Raw genomic sequence first — 15,755 nt, forward strand, 5'->3', positions numbered from 1 at the left:
TCCTCCGAAAGGCTTTTGAGTTAGGGAAACCTAATCCCGGTTATGGCGAAGGCGGACTACCCCTGCGTCAAAAAGGTAGCAAAGGGTCTCTACAAGATAAAACCCGGGAAGTACTCGGCCTTCTCCTACCTGATAACTGACGAGGTCAATGTCCTCATAGATACGGGCCTCATGAGCGACTATCCGAGGCTTGAGGAGGGCCTCTTTGAGCTTGGACTGAAGCCGGGCGATATCGACATCGTTCTCAACACCCACGAGCACTGCGACCACGTGGGCGGAAACCTCTACCTCCAGGATAGCGCTATTATCGGGGCCTACAAGTACTCGGCCGTTAAAATCCTCTACGGAGACGACGACGTTATGAGGTGTCGCCACCACGGGGAGCCCTTTCCGGGTAGCAAAGTCCACCTGTGGCTCAACAACGCCGACGTAATAAACGCCGGCTCATGGATGCTCAAGGTTATCCACACGCCCGGCCACACTTCGGGGAGTATGTGCCTCTACGAGCCGAGGAGGAGAATCCTTTTCTCGGGAGATACCCTCTTCGCCAGAGGAACTGTTTCCAACATCTACGACTCTGGCAGTTTGGGGGAGTACTTCAACTCCCTTCGCCTGCTAAAAACGCTCAAAATAGACCTCCTCCTTCCCGGGCACGGCTGGGAGTCCAGAGACGTTGAGCGGGACATAGAGCTCACCATAAGGAGGGCAATTGAACTCTTTCCAAACAGAAAGTATCTCCTCCGCCTTCTCGGGGAGAACGGCAAGGTTTATATGGGAGAAGAGCGTCCATAGTCCGGTGGGCTCATGATAGTTGACCTTTCGATGCCCCTTGGTGAAGAAACCCCTGCCTACCCTGGAGACCCCGAGGTCAGGGTGAGGCCTTGGGCCTTCATAGACAGGGACGGCTACTACATGAACGTCATCAAGATGGGTGAACACTCCGGAACTCACGTCGATGCTCCGGCCCACTTTGTCCCGGGAGGGAAGACTATAGACGAGATGCCCCTTGAGAGGTTTTTCGGAAAAGCCTTCCTCGTGGATGTTAGAGCGGGTGATGGCCCGGTTGAGCTTGATGAGATACCGGACTCGGGCTACTTTGGAAGGATAGTGCTTTTCCTGACCGGTGGAAGGGAGCTCTCACCCGAGGTTGCACTCTTCCTAGTGGCCGAGGGTGTGAAAGCCGTCGGGACGGATGGGCCGAGCATAGGGGACGAGAACGTCCACACTATACTCCTCTCCTCTAATGTGCCGGTCTTCGAGAACCTCGTGAACCTTGAGCCCCTTCTCGGGAGAGAGTTCACATTCATAGCATTCCCCCTGAAGATTGAGGGGGGCTCCGGAAGCCCTGTGAGGGCCGTTGCCATACTGGAAGAGTAGCGTTCCTTTCGGGCTTTTTGGGTCTATCTTTCCCACTCCGGCCTAAGGGAGGTTCTCAATCCCCGTTGGAACGCCCCGGAACGGTATGGACCCTCCTTTTTTGTCTTGGGAAAAGTTAGAAACGGCCTGAAAAATCCGTTTTTCCTCTAAATTCCACTATCGTTCCTTAATTTCCTGAAAAAAGCTTAAATAGGGCTTTTTTCATAATCAAAAGCGAGGTGATTGATATGATGTGGAGAAAGTGGGTGGCGGCATTCATAGGACTGTTGCTCCTTGGTATGACCCTTGGTGCCACAGGAGTCACCGCGACGTCCAGTGAGGCCCAGGAGACAGTGACTGTCATACTGGTGAGCGACAACATGGCTGATAGTGGGGTTGCCAAGTTGCTCGCCAACGCCACTGGTGGAATAATAGTGACAACTCCCTGGGGCGTTTACGAGCCCAACGTTACGGCGGAGATACTGAGCTACGCGCCCGACCAGGTCATAATAATAGGTGGTCCGATGGCCGTCGTTGACCAGTACGTCACTGACCTGGAGGGATACAACATAACGGTCTACCGCTGGGGCGGGATGAACAGGTACGAGACGAACCTCATAGCCCTTGAGATGGCGAAGGGCAGGGGACTCCTGAAGAAGGAGAACATAACCGTCTTCGCCCCCGGAAACGACAGCGTTGCCATCCAGAAGGCCGTTGAGATAGCCCTCCAGAAGGGCGGTGTCGTCGTCTACGTCAACAAGACCGTTTCCATCGAGAAGCTCAACAAGACGGTAACCATAAGGAAGGCAATCATAGTCAACACTCCCGTGAGTAAGGGGGTCGCCAAGAGGCTCATGAAAGGGCTTTTCCGCCACAACGCCAGTGCGGTTGACATCACGGTGAACGTCACCGACCAGATTCAGTTCCTTGAGAAGCTCATCCAGCTCAGGATAGAGAGGATCGAGGAGATAGCCAACATGACCAACTCCACCGAGCTATTCAGCCTTGCCCAGAACCTCAGCGCTGGCCTTAATGAGGTGAACGAGCTCCTCCAGGCCGGCAACACCACACAGGCCTACAAGAAACTGCTCTGGCTCCAGGTGAGAAGCCAGTTCGTCCTCAAGAGGGCTCACCTCGTACTCTTCAGGGAGATGGGGCATGGTAAGATTGGGATAATGATGAAACTCATGAAGCTCAGGGCGGAGCTTGAGATACTCCAGAAGGCCGGCGTAAACGTGACCGCTTACAACCAGACGCTGACCGAGATCGAGGAGTATCTCAAGAAGGGCAACGACGGCATGGCGCTCAGACTACTCACTCAGCTTGAGAACCAGTTGAGGGAGCTTTACAAGGGAAAGCGAGCGGTGCTCAGAAAGCACATGTGGGGGAGGCACAGGGGCAGGATGCACGGCCCGCACTGGGGAGGTAACCAGACCTCCAACGAGACCGAGAGCGGAAGGCACTGATTAGCCTTTCCTTTCTTTTCTCCTCGCCTTTTTCTCCCTCAGGTATGGGTAGCGCATTATGTGCCCGCAGTTCAGGCACTTTATGACCACATGGGGATACGGCTCCGCCCTCAGGCGAACCCTCGCGTTTTTGCCCGGGACAAGGAAGGAGTGGCACTTCTTGCAGTAGCGTCGCTTCCACTTCCTCGGGAGCCTTATCTTGGCCTTCTGCTGGACTGCTAGGGCTATCTCAACGTATCTGTTTGCGAGCTCTGGGCTGTAGGGAAAGACCCTCTCAGCGAGCGTGAAGAGCGTCTCGACCCTCTCCCGGGCTATCCTCTTCTTTTCCCGCTGTTCCTTCTTTCTCAGCGCTTTCTTCCCCATTATCTCACCAGCCTCAGCTTTCCTGCTATCGGCTCGTAGAGGTAGCCCTCGGCTATGAAGTGCTCTATTATCTCTCTCGCCATCTCCTCGGTAAAACCGTACTCCCTCAGCGCCCTGAGGAATTCGGTTCTCTTGACAGTTCCATCGCTTGACGTTGCTTCTATGTCGGTGAATATGGAGAGGGCCACCGAGAGGCGTTTGTCCCTTCCAACGTAGTGCCTGTATGTTCTAAGGAGCGTCGTCCTCTCCCTCTCCGGAAGTTCGCTCACCCAGAGGTCGAGTATCTCCTGGAGGATGAGGATCACGTCGCTCACGAGGGGTCTTGTGAGCCTTCCCTTAAACCTTGCCATCGAGCCTAACAGCCTTGCCCCTAGCTGGTACCGGAGGCCCGTCTCGAAGACCATCCCCCTTATCTTCATCGCCTCGAAGATTTCCCCGTATTCGCGACGGTTTCTGGCAAGGAAGGCCTCAAACCTAACCCTGTAGTCCTTCAGCTCGGCCAAGTTGAGGCTGGGAACCCTCTGCTCTGCAAGGAAGAGCGTTGCTATTAGGTTGGGCACGAGCCTTTCGAGCTCCCTGTTCCTCTCGTAGGCTATGGGCTCGCTTAGTATGAATGGAACCTCCGAGAGCCTCGCGACGCTGTCGCTTGCCTTCAGCACCGCCCTCGGCGTAAGGAACGTCGCGCTCTTCTCGATGAAGTGCTTCCTTGCCCAGACAGGAGCGGGTATCTCCCTGACGAGCATGTCCATCCTTGAAGGGACGTAGTATTTCGTTCCCCCGTTTGGGTCGTGGAGGCGGAAGTCGAGGTCTAGGAAGTCATCTGTGGCCCAGTCCCATCTCTCCCTTCTCAACCTCATCTCCGGCGGGAGAATTGAGTAGATGTACTTTAGGGCCTCCCATGCTGAGTAGACCACGCTCCCGTCCTTGATAGTCGAAAACGTCGTGCCCTCTGACCACGTGAGGTTCGAGCCTATTAGCGTTGGCGCGTTGAGGAAGGAGTACACCAGCCCCTTCAGCATGTCGTAGGGAGCATCGATTGTTGAGGAGAACAGCTCTTCTATCTCCTCGCCGGTTAAGGCGTATTCCCTGAAGTCCTTCCAGTAATCAGAGTAGTCCTCCCGTTTCATCGATATCACGTGAATCATCCTGAGGGTTCCCCAGCGGTAGGCATCTGCAATGCCCCTTACCTTTACGTAGTCCCCGCTCCTAAGGGCATCAACCCTGCTGGACTCAGTAATCCTCAGGACGACGTAGGGCTTTGGCTTCTTCCACTCCTTCAGCTCCCCCGGCGGAAGGGGGGAGAGCAGGTAATAGGCCGCATCGTCCGGTGCGTAGGGAGGCTTTCTGGCTATGAAGAAGCCTCCTACTTCGACCTCGTCGCCGTTTTTCCATCCCTGAACCTCAATCTGGAAGCGTCTGGCCCTCTCGTCCGGGCTTAGCGGTCTCGGTCTCCTCAGCAGTGAGAGTATTTCCTCCATCTCCATCGTCTCACGTTTACCGTAAAGTTTATAAATTCGTTTCGGGAGGGGTTATTGGCACGGCGGCCATAGCGGCGGGGCCACACCCGGTCTCGTTTCGACCCCGGAAGTTAAGCCCGCCAGCGTTCCCGGGTGTACTGCCCTCCGGGAGGGGGCGGGAAACCGGGAACGCCGCCGGCCACTAGATTCTCCGCAACCCTTAAATCCTCCTTGTGGAAGAGCCCTCTGATGAACCTCGACGAGCTCTGGCGCAGAACCGTTGAGAACCTCGTAAGGGAGGGTCTCATAAGGAGCGATAGCGTTAGGAGGGCTTTTCTGAAGTATCCCAGATACCTCTTCGTCGAGGAGTGCTACAAAAAATACGCTCACCTTGACGAGCCCCTGCCAATTCCCGCGGGGCAGACCGTTAGTGCCCCCCACATGGTGGCGATAATGCTCGAACTGGCCGACTTAAGACGGGGAATGAATGTTCTGGAAATCGGGACAGGGAGTGGCTGGAACGCGGCTTTGATAGCAGAACTCGTGAAGACCGACGTTTACACCATCGAAAGGATTCCCGAGCTCGTTGAGTTCGCCAGGAGGAACCTCCAGAGGGCGGGCGTTAAAAACGTCCACGTAATCCCTGGCGATGGAAGCAAGGGATTCCCGCCGAAGGCTCCCTACGACAGGATAATAGTCACCGCCGGTGCCCCGAGAATCCCGGAACCGCTGATTGAGCAACTCAAGCCTTGTGGAAAGCTGATAATTCCCGTCGGGAGCTACCACCTCTGGCAGGACCTCCTTGAGGTCACGAAGAAAAAAGACGGCTCCGTGAAGGTGAAGAACCACGGTGGTGTGGCTTTTGTCCCCCTGATAGGGGAGTTCGGCTGGAGGGAGTAGGCTTTTAAGCCCTCAGGATTCTTTCCCCTGAGGTGGTAAAGTGGTCAGGCTCATAGCCTTCGACCTTGAGGGGACTCTCGTCAAGTCAGTGTCAAGCTGGGTTGAGCTACACAAGAAGTTCGGGACGTGGGAAAAGGGGAAGGAGTACGCGGAGCTCTTCTTCTCCGACGAGATAGACTACGTTACCTGGGCCGAACTCGACGCCTCGCTCTGGAAGGGGCACACGCGAGAGGAGGTAATGGAGTGGGCCGAATCCGTTGAATACTTGGACTATGCCCCCGAGCTGATTGCCTTTCTCAAGGAGAACGACTTCAGGATAGCCATACTGTCGAGCGGTCTGAAGTGCCTCGCCGAGAGGATTGGCCGGGAGCTTGGGGTAGACTACGTTTACGCCAACGAGCTGGTCTTCGACGAAAAGGGGGTTATAACCGGGGGGGTCAACCCCCTCGTTGACTTCAAGAGCAAGGGGACAATTCTGCGGGAGCTGAAGGATAAGCTCAGACCGGAAATAACGGTTGCAGTCGGAGACGGCTACAACGACCTGAGCATGTTCCGCGAGGCCGATGTGTCCATAGCCATAAACCCTCACGAGGGCGTTGAGGGCGACCACAACGTCGAGAGCCTGAGGGAAGTGAGGGAAATCATCGAGGGCCTCCTCACGGGTCAGTGAAGGGCGTGCTCATTACCCTCAGCAAAGCAAAAGCTCATCATCCCCTGTAGGCCCGGCAGGAAGCCCCGGTTCACTCGTCCCAGGGGAAGGCGGGATACCGGGCTGTTCTTCCTTCTGGCCCTTCCCTTAAAAGCTTAAAGCCCCATCATCTTGAGCTCTATCCACCAGAAAACGTCCCCGAAGAAGTAGCTTATCAGAAAGCCGAGAAAGAGGGCCGGGGCGAAGGGCATGGACTTCTTCCTCAAAAAGCGGTTTTCGAGTTTCCCCTCTTCAACAAGTGCCCTCAGCTCCTCGATTTGCTCTCCCTTAAGGCCCTCCGCCGAAGGAGATGCTATAACCCTCCCGTAGTTGGGTCTCAGGATGGAGGGGTTTCCCTTTAAAACGGCCAGCTTGAGGCGCGTGAAGCTGTCGAGCCTGTCCCTCATGACCTTCCCGTTCTTCTCAAAGATCGTCTCGCCGAGTATGTCCCACTCCCTCAGCTCCCCAACGGGGACCTCCTCCATGAGAACCTCCATCCTTATGAACTTCACGAGGGCGAGGAAGACCTTGAAGGTGTAGAGGAGGCCGAAGGTCTTCATGGCGACTGAAATTCCCTCAACGGGATTCAGGTATATCAGATAGGCGAGGGCGATTATCCCAATGACGTCTCCAACCTTCCTTCTCGTTCCAAGAAGGGTTATGATTGCGAGCGCTATGAGCCAGCTGGTTATAGTCCCCGGACTGTAGCCGAGCCTCTCAAGGAGTAGAACCCCAACGAAGGAAGCGAGAACCCAGAGGGTCAGCTCCAGGGTCGTGTCCATGCCGGAGACGAATATCTCCCTGAGCTCCTTGAACTTTTTCCTGATGAATATTACTGCCAGGGCATAGGCGAAGATGAAGGGGAAAATCGCCAGAATGCTGTTGAGAAGGAGTGTGACCGGATAGAGGGGGTAGTTGCCGTAGTAGGGTGGCACGTATTCAACCCCCTCAGGGGGGAAGGGGAGGAGCGCCGAAAAGCCGGCGAGTATTAGAACGTCACCGCTGGCCCATCCGCCGAGGTAGTAGAGGGCCAGACCGAGGGCGAGGCCGATGAGAAAGCCTGCAACGCCTGAAACGGCCAGGAGAACGTCCCCCGAGGACAATCCTTTGTAGGCGTAGTATGTTATCCCCATCTCAACGGCCGGAATCGGTATCCTCTCAAGGGTTCCCTCAGGGGAGTACTTTCCCCTTGCCATTTCGAGGAGGGACAGGGTTGGAAAGACGTGAATGTCATCGATAAAACCGGTCTTTACGTCGGTATATGAAGTAACGGCTCCCATAATAACCCCGAGAAGAAGGGGGAGCAACATGATTCCACCTCACAGGTTTTCGAGCATCTCTTTCCTTACTTGGGAAACGTAGCTGTTCACAGAGTTGTTGACGTCCTTCATGGCCTGAAATATGACCTTCACCGCCACAGCAACTAGCACGAGGGCAGCTGCGAGCACGAGGAGATACTCAAGTGCAGTCTGCGCTCTTCTCTTCATTCTCTCACCTTATTCTTTTTTTCTCGCCAAAGGATTTAAAAGTTTCTCCGGAAGTCTTTCGGGGAGTGGAATGAAGGTTTACAGGTTGTACGTCAGGGACGAATACCTCGACTTCATAAGGTCTGGAGAGAAGAGAATCGAAGTAAGGGTGGCCTACCCCCAGCTGAGGAAGATAAAGCCCGGGGATAAGATAATCTTCAACGACGCCCTTCCTGCTGTGGTGACTGGAGTTAAGTTCTACGAGACCTTCAGGCAGGTTCTGAGGGAGGAACCCATAAAGAAAATCTTCCCGGACGAGCCGAGTTTCGAGAGGGCTGTAAAGAGGTTCCACAACCTCTATCCGAGGTGGAAGGAGAACCGTTACGGCGTCGTGGCGATAAGGTTCAAGCTCGTCGGCGAGAAGGGTGAGTGAGGATGAGGCACCTCGAATTTGACGGCAGGTACGCGGAGGCTATACTGAGGGGCAAGAAGAGGGCAACGGTCAGGCTCGGCAGGAGACCCAACCTGAAGGAGGGTGACGAGGTTCTAATCCACTCGGGTGGTTACGCCCTCGGAAAAGCCGTGATAGAAAGGGTAGAGAGCAAAACCGTCGGAGAGCTCACCGAGGAGGATGCTTTCTTAGATGGCTTCTCCAGTAGAGAGGAGCTGGTGAAGGCCCTAAAGGAGCACTATAAATGGGTCCGTGATGACTCACCGGCCCACGTCATCGTTTTCCGCCTTGTTGAGCGCTTTGATAAGCCCGTCATGAGCTCTGACTACGCCTACGAGGGGAACAACCCCGTTGAGATAGCCGAGATGGCCCTCAGACATCTCGACCTTCCTGAGGAGGACAGGAAGCTTATAGAACTTTTCCTAAAGGCGGGAAGCCTAAGAAAAGCCGCCTACAGACTAGGTGGCCTCAACAAAAGGTACCTCATAAGGGACGCCCTCAGGAGGGCCTACGAAGAGCTGAAAAAGAGGGGCCTTATGGGACCGAAACTTTAACGCTCTCAAGGCGCGATATTACCACCCCTTCCTCTGTCTCCCTCTTGATTGCGGAGAGCTTAACGGGCATGAGCTTGAAGGTGTTGCCGTTTATGAGCCTCCTGAGTGACCTCTCGAAGGCCTCCATCTCGACCTCGCTTGAAAACTCCACGCGGGCTATGAAGTCGTACTCCCCGTAGAGCCAGCTTCCCTCCACGGGGATTTTCCTCAGGACTTCGTCCCTGACACCCCATACAAGGAGTATTGCCTCGATTGTTCTCACCCCCTCAATGCACGAAAACACCTCAGGTGATAAAAGTCTTTCTCAACTTTTTCTGTCATAACTCCAATCTGCCGAAGGTTTTTCGTGCCAGCTTCGTCTCCTCGGCGGGAAGCGTTTTAACCTCGGGAACTATCGATCCACGGTGGGGAGCATGAGGGCGGTCTTCTTCGACTTCGTCGGCACGCTGATAACGAAGGAGGGCGAAAACGAGACCCACCTCAACATAATCCGTGAGGTTCTCAAAAGAGCTGGAAGGGAAGACCTCGACGCCGAAACCGTGTGGAGGGCCTATGAGGAGGAGAGCTCAAGGCTTTTCAGTGAGCTCGCTGGAAAAGAGGCCAGAAAAATCAGGGATGTGGACACCGAGGCTTTAAAGCTCGTCGGCGAGAGGTTCGGCTTTGAGGTTCCGGCTGACTTCTGGGAAATCAGCATAGCTTTTCACGGGAGGTATGGGAGGCTCTTCCCCGATGCCGTCGAGACGATAAAGGCACTCAAGGAGATGGGCCTCCACGTGGGAATAATCACCGACTCCGACAACGACTACATAGAGGCCCACCTGAGGGCCCTCGGGATATACGAACTCTTCGACAGCATAACAACCAGCGAGGATTCCGGCTACTTCAAGCCACACCCGAGGCCGTTCCTCCTCGCCCTTGAGAGGGCTGGTGTTAAACCCTCGGAAGCGCTCTACGTTGGCGACAACCCGAAAAAGGACTGCGTCGGTGCAAAAAACGTCGGCATGATGAGCGTCCTCCTCGACCCCATGGGCGAGAAGAGGGAACTCTGGAACAACTGTGACTTCGTCGTCTCGGCCCTGAGAGAGGTAGTGGAAATAGTTAAAGGACTAAAGGGTCGGTAACGGCAGGGCTCTTCATCGGTAGCCCTCGTTTAGCGAAATTCTCGTCATCCCCTTTCCCTTTCACTTAAGCCTCTGGTAGACCACCCACATTCTCTGGAAGACCGTTATCCACGCCAGTATTCCGACGAGGTAAACGCCGTATTTAACGTATTTTGCCCCGGCAAGGGAAAAGGCTATGAGTATGAGCAGTCTTTCAGCTCTTTCCGCTATCCCGACGGCGAGCTTTCCAGAGCCAGCTAACTCGCCCCTGCAACGTTCGTAGCTGACGAGGTAAGCACCCATAAAGGTCAGAAAGGCAACGCGCCAGTCTGCCAGGTTTCCAAGGGCTATGCCGAAGAGGACGAAGCCGTCGCTTATTCTGTCGGAGGTCGAATCCAGAAAGGCCCCGAAGCGACTGACCTTCCCCGTCATCCTCGCCAGGGTTCCGTCGAGGGCATCTATGAGCGAGCCGAGGAGTAAAACGAGGCCAGCAATTCTCGGCTCGCGGAGGTAGAAGAGATACGCCGAGAGCAGGCTGAGTATCAGTCCAACAACGGTTACTGTGTTCGGTGTGACGCCGGCCTTTGCCAGGGGCTTTACAATGGCCTCAAGGTAGCCCCTAACGTTCTCCCGGTATCTGTTGAGAACCATCGCCATCACCCAGCCTGAGCACCTTCTTCCCCCTCTCCTGAGGGATTATTTTGAGCTTAGCGTTTTCGAACTCCTTTCTGAGCCCCTCGCCGTCGAGGAGCCTGTCGAGGAAAACTGCCAAAGCCGCGACCTCACTGTGGGGCTGATTCCCTATGGCCACGTTGTAATCGGCCAGCTCGTAAACTTCCCTTGGAACCTTTTCGGCCCCGACGACGACCATGATGTTCTTTCCAGCCTTCAGATCCTCCTTTATTGCGGGCAGGGCTTCATCCACGTGAATCCCGTACATTGTGAGATGGACTATCACCCCTCCCCTCTCCTTCCACTCGCGCATTACCTTCTTCCAGCTCGGGTTGAACTCTATCTCAAAGGGCCCACCCCATCTTCTCACGACGTCCTCAACGCTCTCCTTCACGTGCTCGTCTTCCTCAGCGCTGATTATGATTTTATCCGCCCCGAAGGCCCTCGCCGTTAAAGCTACGTGCGTTGTAATCCTCTTGTCCCTCTCCGGTCTGTGGCCAAGGCGGAGCACTACTATCATGGCACCTCCCCCGCGAATATCTTCCAGTAGTAGGTGAAGTCGTCCTTCCAGGGCATGTCCTTGTAGAACTCGTAAACGGCTTTTACGGTTTTCTCTATTTTGCTCGCGCTCCACTCCTCAAGGATTCTGTTGAGGTCGCTTCCGTTTGGAGCCGATGAGAATATGAAGAGGGCGAATATCCTCTCGTCTGGGGGCATCTGGGAGAGGGCCAGGGTGACCTTTGAGCGGAGGGCCGGACGGACGCGCTTCAGAACCCTGTTGGTCAGCCTGTTCTCAAGGTCTTCCAGGAACTCCCCGGTAACGTCGACGTGCTCGTGGCCCTTCAGGGCTATCGGGCTCTGGGCGACGATTCTGTAGTGGTTCCGGGTTACGAGCTGATATATCCTCGGGAAGTAGGGGCTGGCCAGGTAGTCGTCGAGCGAGCCTATGAAGCCGTGTCTGAAGTCGATGACGTACCAGCCGTCGGAGGTGTAGAACTCGGTCATGGGCCTTATCGTGCAGTCCGTCCCGTTGAAGAGGCTAACTATCCTCGCGGGTATGTTCAGGGAGCGGAGCATCGCGGTCGTGAGTATCTGGGCTTCGACGTAGCTTATCCTGTCCTGGGGCAGAATCCTGTCCGGCTGGAGCGTGGCGGTCGTGTCGCCCAGGGAGTAGTTCGAGAGTATCCACCTGAAAATCCGCTCCGAGGCCTCCACGTCGGAGGTGGCGTTGCCTACTACCTTCAGTGCTAGGGGCTGTAGCTTTTCCCTCTCGACGTATGAGGTGGAGTTAAACCTCTTCACCCAGTATTCATCGACGAGGTAGCTGTCAACGATCCAGTGGTATTCCTCTCCATAGGCCTTGAGGAGCGTCTCGTCGTTCGCCTCCCACGGCTTCCACGTTACCGTTACCCTAAAGCTACCGGCGACGCTCCCGAAGGAGCCCCCGGTGAAGTACCTGAGGACGTAGGTGATGAAGCCGTTCCTGCTGGCGAAGGGGGCCCTGATTGTGTAGTGAAGCGTTACGGTCTTGCCGGGTTCAATCTGAGGGGGTAAAGCGGGGGCACTGACGACCTTCATGCCCGGTAGCAGGGTGAAACTCGCGTTCAGGAGCTGAACCGGGGATTTGAACTCGTTCTTAACAGTCACCGTGGCGGTGAATGTCGAACCCCCGTTTACATTCTCGGGGGCGGTAACGTTGAGCAGAAGCCTCTCGGGAAGGATTGCTTCCTTTGAGACAGTTATCCTGAAGTGCCCGTAGAAGCCGGTCCACGTCCTCTTGAGCTCGTCCCTGAGCTCCAGCGAGACCTGAAGGTTGTATGTTCCCGGCTTTTCCGGTGCACGGATTATCCAGACGAGCTGAACGCTCTGCCCCACCTTTAGAACCTCGGGAAAGCTCGGCTCCTGAACTATGTGGAAGTCATCGTTGCCGAGTATCAGTGTGGCACCGACGAGTCCGACCTTTCCGGTGTTGTTGACGTTAACTATGAGGTGGAAGGTTCCCCCGGGAGGAACCGCCGTTTTGTCGATCGAGAACTTAACCTCGGCCGGGGGCTTGAAGAGGCAACCCGAGGCCAGCACCATGAGAACCAGCAAAAGGGGGAGCATCTTCCTCATGCCCATCTTCCAAACCCTTTAAAGCCCGAACCGTTAATAAGCTTTGGGTGGTCGGATGATAACGCTCACGACGGACTTTGGCCTGAAAGGCCCCTACGTCGGCGAGATGAAGGTGGCTATGCTTAGGGTTAATCCCGAGGCAAGGTTTATTGATGTTACCCACGCGATAACGCGACACTCCGTCGTTGAAGGCTCTTTCGTGATGGAGCAGGTCGTTAAGTACTCGCCCGCTGGAACAGTCCACGTTGGAGTGATTGATCCGGGCGTTGGAACCGGGAGGAGGGCTGTAATCATAGAAGGTGAGCAGTGGTTGGTTGTTCCAGACAACGGCCTAGTAACCCTCCCCCTCAAGCACATAAAGCCTAGAAAGGCCTGGGAGATAGACCTTGAGAGGATTAGGCGCTTCACGGGCTGGAGGATAAGCTCGACCTTCCATGGCAGGGACGTCTTCGGGCCGGCCGGGGCGCTGATAGAGAAAGGGGTCTCTCCAGCAGAGTTCGCAAGTGAAATTCCCCTCGATTCCCTCGTTAGGCTCGATTTGGAACCGAAGAAAGAGAAAGACCTCTGGTTTCTGAAGGTGATTTACGTTGACGACTTCGGGAACGTTATACTGAACCTCGAAGACTACGAAAGGCCGAGGGCGGTCGAGCTCCCTGATTTCGGCCTCAGGATTCCTTACCTTGACACCTATGGCCAGGTAAAGCCCGGCGAGCTTCTGGCCCTGCCCGGAAGCCACGACTACTTGGAGATAGCGGTAAACCAGGGGAGCGCCGCTGAAAAGCTCGGTCTCAAGGTTGGTGATGAGGTGAGGGTGAGACTCGTTCAAAAATCCTGAACGAAAGGTTCAAAAATCTTGAACGAGATGATAACCCATGATTCATAGGCTCGCATCAACCGAAAAGCGTGAGAAAATCCTTGAATATATACTGGAGATGGATGAGTTTGGACCGGAAGAGATTGCTTCAGCTCTAAACCTCAGCAAAGGGCTCGTCTCCACTTACTTCCGAGAGCTGATGAACCTGGGCATAATCCGCAAACGGGGGCGGAGGTTCTACCCATCCAGGGGTCCCGAGCTTAAAGAACTTAAGAGGTTTCTAAACTTCTGGAGTCTGAGAGAAGCCCTGCTACCGCTTAAGGAAGACTGGATGCTTGCTTTGGGAGTTTATGGAAGCTTTGCCAGGGGTGAAAACGGAAAGGCCAGCGACGTTGACGTTTGGATTCTTGTGGAGGATGCCGACCCTCTCACAATCATGGAGTTCAAAGAAAAGCTTGAAAAAGTCCTTGGGAGGGAAGTTGACCTGCTCGTTCTCACAAGGGATAAACTGACCCGGCTCAAAAAAGAGAACCCATATCTTTACTGGAGCATCAAACTTTCATCGCTGGTGTTTTGGGGTGACGTTGATGGACTTTGAAGAGTGCGTTAGAAGGAGCTATCTCAGGAGAATTGAACCACAACCTGAACTTGGAAGGCTCAGCCTTGCCAAGGCTCGCTCCTTCCTGGAATCCGCAAGAAAGAACCTGAACATGGGCATTCACGATGGTGCCCTTGTAATGGCTTACCTCGCCTTCTTCCACGCTGCGAGGGCACTTCTATTCAGAGATGGGTGGAGGGAGAAAAGTCACGCCTGCATCTCGGCCTATCTGAGGGAGTTCTACGTAAAGCCCGGGATCCTGGAGGTTAAATGGGTGAGATACCTCGATTACGTGAGGAACCTGAGGCATCAGGCCCAGTACGACGTTGGCTTCTCCCCAGAGCCTGAGGATGTTGAGACCATTATCCCGAAGGCGGAGGCGTTTATCGAGGTTGTTGAAAATATCCTTGGAGGTGAAACCGATGGTTAAACGCGGTCTCTTCGTTGGAAGGTTCCAGCCTGTGCACAACGGCCACATCAAGGCCCTCGAGTTCGTTTTCTCGCAGGTTGATGAGGTGATCATCGGAATAGGGAGCGCACAGGCAAGCCACACGCTGAAAAACCCGTTCACGACGAGCGAGAGGATGGAGATGCTCATAAGGGCTTTGGACGAGGCAGGATTAACCAAAAAACGCTACTACCTCATCCCGCTCCCGGACATAAACTTCAACGCCATCTGGGCGACCTACGTTGTCAGCATGGTTCCTAAGTTTGACGTCGTCTTTACCGGCAACTCGCTCGTTGCACAGCTATTCCGCGAGAAGGGCTACGAGGTGATAGTCCAGCCTATGTTCCGTAAGGACATCCTTTCCGCCACAGAAATAAGGCGGCGCATGATAGAAGGTGAACCATGGGAGGAGCTTGTTCCCAAAAGCGTCGCCGAGTTCATAAAGGAAATCCACGGCGTGGAGAGGATAAGAATGCTGGCGACGAACCTTGAGAAGAACGAGAAGGAACTCCAAGCACCGATAAGGATTCCGGAGTTCTGAGGTGGGAGTTTGGACCTTCGAAAACTTCCCTTTCCCGTTTATTCCCTCCTTGTCCTAATCGTTGAGCTTTTCCTCGGAACCAGCTGGAAAATCGTTGATCTCTACATGAAGACCGAGAGGATAGGCGGAGTTCCGTGCGTTGCTTTCTACTGCATCGAACCAAGCTGGGTTCTCGCGCTGGCAGTACTGCTCTCTCCTCTTCTCCTGGGCTACCTCTTCGTTGAGAGGTGGGATTCCCTCAGGGAGCACGCTAAAACTCATCTCCTCTTCGGTCTCCTAGTCCTCCCTGCTGGGATGTGCAGTCTCTCCTCAGGAGGTTTCCTCGGCGTTCTGTATTCCAACGTCCTCGCCGCCGGCCTTGCGTACTACCTCCAAGATGAGCATTACAGGAGAAACCTTCCAGGACTGGCTCTAGTTTCAGTCACGTGGCTTTTCATTGGTTGCGTTTTAGCGCTCAAACCCTGGGCCTGCTGAGTGATGTTCTTAAGCCAGATCCGAGTTGAGATATTAGCTTCCGTTTCTCAACCTTGAGTTCCTGAAAGGCATAAATACGGGAGAAACAAAACAGGTGTGTCCTGAATCTGGAGGCGAGACTATGAAATAGCCCGAGCCCAGCTCCGCGAGGAGATTAAGTACACCGCAAAGCAGCTCGGCTTCAACGTTATCTGGATTCCCTGGACGACGGCGGTGATCTACTGGCTGGCGGGCTGGAATCCGGTTTCAAGCGGCACAATCGTTGGAATAACAAGCGTTTCACTCGCCATAG

At 54.8% G+C, this 15,755-nt stretch carries 21 protein-coding genes and 1 rRNA gene; 14 read left to right on the top strand and 8 right to left on the bottom strand.

Going from position 1 to position 15,755, the window contains the following annotated elements; all coding sequences use genetic code 11:
• The first annotated feature begins 42 nt into the window (after positions 1-42).
• The 3 genes from MVC73_RS07150 (at position 43) to MVC73_RS07160 (ending at position 2,822) form a co-directional block, all read left to right on the top strand.
• A complete protein-coding gene (locus MVC73_RS07150; RefSeq protein ID WP_297508942.1) occupies positions 43-792 on the top strand; it encodes an MBL fold metallo-hydrolase in 750 nt (249 codons plus the stop codon).
• Between the two features lie 12 nt (positions 793-804).
• On the top strand, positions 805-1,377 hold the full coding sequence (locus tag MVC73_RS07155) for a cyclase family protein (RefSeq protein WP_297508945.1): 573 nt from the start codon (positions 805-807) through the stop codon (positions 1,375-1,377).
• Between the two features lie 227 nt (positions 1,378-1,604).
• On the top strand, positions 1,605-2,822 hold the full coding sequence (locus tag MVC73_RS07160; protein ID WP_297508947.1) for a cell wall-binding repeat 2 family protein: 1,218 nt from the start codon (positions 1,605-1,607) through the stop codon (positions 2,820-2,822).
• Here MVC73_RS07160 and MVC73_RS07165 read toward each other — a convergent pair whose 3' ends face one another.
• Both MVC73_RS07165 and MVC73_RS07170 read right to left on the bottom strand, forming a co-directional pair.
• Complete coding sequence (locus MVC73_RS07165) at positions 2,823-3,185, bottom strand: ribonuclease P protein component 4 (protein ID WP_297508950.1); 363 nt, start codon at positions 3,183-3,185, stop codon at positions 2,823-2,825.
• Positions 3,185-4,669, bottom strand: coding sequence for a hypothetical protein (locus MVC73_RS07170; protein WP_297508953.1), 1,485 nt, complete (start codon positions 4,667-4,669; stop codon positions 3,185-3,187). The genes MVC73_RS07165 and MVC73_RS07170 overlap by 1 nt, the downstream gene beginning before the upstream one ends.
• A gap of 52 nt (positions 4,670-4,721) precedes the next feature.
• Between MVC73_RS07170 and rrf the strand changes: the two genes are divergently transcribed.
• The 3 genes from rrf to MVC73_RS07185 all read left to right on the top strand — a co-directional run bounded on the left by rrf (position 4,722) and on the right by MVC73_RS07185 (position 6,212).
• Positions 4,722-4,843: ribosomal RNA gene (gene rrf, locus MVC73_RS07175) — 5S ribosomal RNA — on the top strand.
• Between the two features lie 48 nt (positions 4,844-4,891).
• Positions 4,892-5,542 carry a protein-L-isoaspartate(D-aspartate) O-methyltransferase gene (locus tag MVC73_RS07180; RefSeq protein WP_297508955.1) on the top strand — a complete coding sequence of 217 codons (651 nt, stop codon included), beginning with the start codon at positions 4,892-4,894 and terminating at the stop codon, positions 5,540-5,542.
• Between the two features lie 40 nt (positions 5,543-5,582).
• Positions 5,583-6,212 (top strand): HAD-IB family phosphatase, encoded by a 630-nt coding sequence (locus tag MVC73_RS07185; RefSeq protein WP_297508958.1) that lies wholly within the window; start codon positions 5,583-5,585, stop codon positions 6,210-6,212.
• 134 nt (positions 6,213-6,346) lie between these two features.
• Here MVC73_RS07185 and MVC73_RS07190 read toward each other — a convergent pair whose 3' ends face one another.
• Both MVC73_RS07190 and MVC73_RS07195 read right to left on the bottom strand, forming a co-directional pair.
• Positions 6,347-7,540, bottom strand: coding sequence for an A24 family peptidase C-terminal domain-containing protein (locus MVC73_RS07190; protein WP_366938945.1), 1,194 nt, complete (start codon positions 7,538-7,540; stop codon positions 6,347-6,349).
• Positions 7,541-7,549: 9 nt separating this feature from the next.
• The gene (locus MVC73_RS07195; protein ID WP_297508961.1) at positions 7,550-7,717 is read right to left on the bottom strand and encodes a class III signal peptide-containing protein; all 168 of its coding nucleotides are present in this window, start codon (positions 7,715-7,717) and stop codon (positions 7,550-7,552) included.
• A gap of 70 nt (positions 7,718-7,787) precedes the next feature.
• Here MVC73_RS07195 and MVC73_RS07200 point away from each other — a divergent pair, with 70 nt between their 5' ends.
• Positions 7,788-8,129: an ASCH domain-containing protein gene (locus tag MVC73_RS07200; RefSeq protein WP_297508965.1), complete on the top strand. Its 342-nt coding sequence runs from the start codon at positions 7,788-7,790 to the stop codon at positions 8,127-8,129.
• 2 nt (positions 8,130-8,131) lie between these two features.
• Positions 8,132-8,701, top strand: coding sequence for an ASCH domain-containing protein (locus MVC73_RS07205; RefSeq protein WP_297508967.1), 570 nt, complete (start codon positions 8,132-8,134; stop codon positions 8,699-8,701).
• On the opposite strand, the gene MVC73_RS07210 is transcribed toward MVC73_RS07205, so the two are convergent.
• Positions 8,682-8,963 (bottom strand): hypothetical protein, encoded by a 282-nt coding sequence (locus MVC73_RS07210; protein ID WP_297508970.1) that lies wholly within the window; start codon positions 8,961-8,963, stop codon positions 8,682-8,684. The two genes, MVC73_RS07205 and MVC73_RS07210, sit on opposite strands and share 20 nt — an antisense overlap.
• 151 nt (positions 8,964-9,114) lie before the next feature.
• Between MVC73_RS07210 and MVC73_RS07215 the strand changes: the two genes are divergently transcribed.
• Positions 9,115-9,822 (top strand): TIGR02253 family HAD-type hydrolase, encoded by a 708-nt coding sequence (locus MVC73_RS07215; RefSeq protein WP_297509009.1) that lies wholly within the window; start codon positions 9,115-9,117, stop codon positions 9,820-9,822.
• A gap of 60 nt (positions 9,823-9,882) precedes the next feature.
• Here MVC73_RS07215 and pgsA read toward each other — a convergent pair whose 3' ends face one another.
• From pgsA to MVC73_RS07230, 3 genes are read right to left on the bottom strand one after another with little or no spacing between them, the layout of a single operon-like run.
• Positions 9,883-10,452 (bottom strand): archaetidylinositol phosphate synthase, encoded by a 570-nt coding sequence (gene pgsA / locus MVC73_RS07220; RefSeq protein ID WP_297509010.1) that lies wholly within the window; start codon positions 10,450-10,452, stop codon positions 9,883-9,885.
• Positions 10,421-10,993, bottom strand: coding sequence for a tRNA (cytidine(56)-2'-O)-methyltransferase (locus MVC73_RS07225; RefSeq protein ID WP_297508973.1), 573 nt, complete (start codon positions 10,991-10,993; stop codon positions 10,421-10,423). Before MVC73_RS07225 ends, pgsA begins: the two co-directional genes overlap by 32 nt.
• The gene (locus MVC73_RS07230; protein WP_297508976.1) at positions 10,990-12,594 is read right to left on the bottom strand and encodes a transglutaminase domain-containing protein; all 1,605 of its coding nucleotides are present in this window, start codon (positions 12,592-12,594) and stop codon (positions 10,990-10,992) included. Before MVC73_RS07230 ends, MVC73_RS07225 begins: the two co-directional genes overlap by 4 nt.
• A 49-nt stretch (positions 12,595-12,643) precedes the next feature.
• Between MVC73_RS07230 and MVC73_RS07235 the strand changes: the two genes are divergently transcribed.
• The 5 genes from MVC73_RS07235 to MVC73_RS07255 are packed head-to-tail and all read left to right on the top strand — an operon-like array spanning position 12,644 to position 15,463.
• On the top strand, positions 12,644-13,423 hold the full coding sequence (locus tag MVC73_RS07235) for an S-adenosyl-l-methionine hydroxide adenosyltransferase family protein (RefSeq protein WP_297508979.1): 780 nt from the start codon (positions 12,644-12,646) through the stop codon (positions 13,421-13,423).
• Between the two features lie 37 nt (positions 13,424-13,460).
• Positions 13,461-14,000: a nucleotidyltransferase domain-containing protein gene (locus MVC73_RS07240; protein WP_297508981.1), complete on the top strand. Its 540-nt coding sequence runs from the start codon at positions 13,461-13,463 to the stop codon at positions 13,998-14,000.
• Positions 13,990-14,430, top strand: a complete 441-nt coding sequence (locus MVC73_RS07245; protein WP_297508985.1) for a HEPN domain-containing protein — start codon at positions 13,990-13,992, stop codon at positions 14,428-14,430. Before MVC73_RS07240 ends, MVC73_RS07245 begins: the two co-directional genes overlap by 11 nt.
• The gene (locus MVC73_RS07250; protein ID WP_297508988.1) at positions 14,423-14,989 is read left to right on the top strand and encodes a nicotinamide-nucleotide adenylyltransferase; all 567 of its coding nucleotides are present in this window, start codon (positions 14,423-14,425) and stop codon (positions 14,987-14,989) included. Before MVC73_RS07245 ends, MVC73_RS07250 begins: the two co-directional genes overlap by 8 nt.
• Before the next feature lie 9 nt (positions 14,990-14,998).
• On the top strand, positions 14,999-15,463 hold the full coding sequence (locus MVC73_RS07255) for a hypothetical protein (RefSeq protein WP_297508991.1): 465 nt from the start codon (positions 14,999-15,001) through the stop codon (positions 15,461-15,463).
• Positions 15,464-15,755: the final 292 nt, after the last annotated feature.

It is taken from the genome of Thermococcus sp., from assembly GCF_027052235.1.
In the GTDB taxonomy this organism is placed as follows: domain Archaea; phylum Methanobacteriota_B; class Thermococci; order Thermococcales; family Thermococcaceae; genus Thermococcus.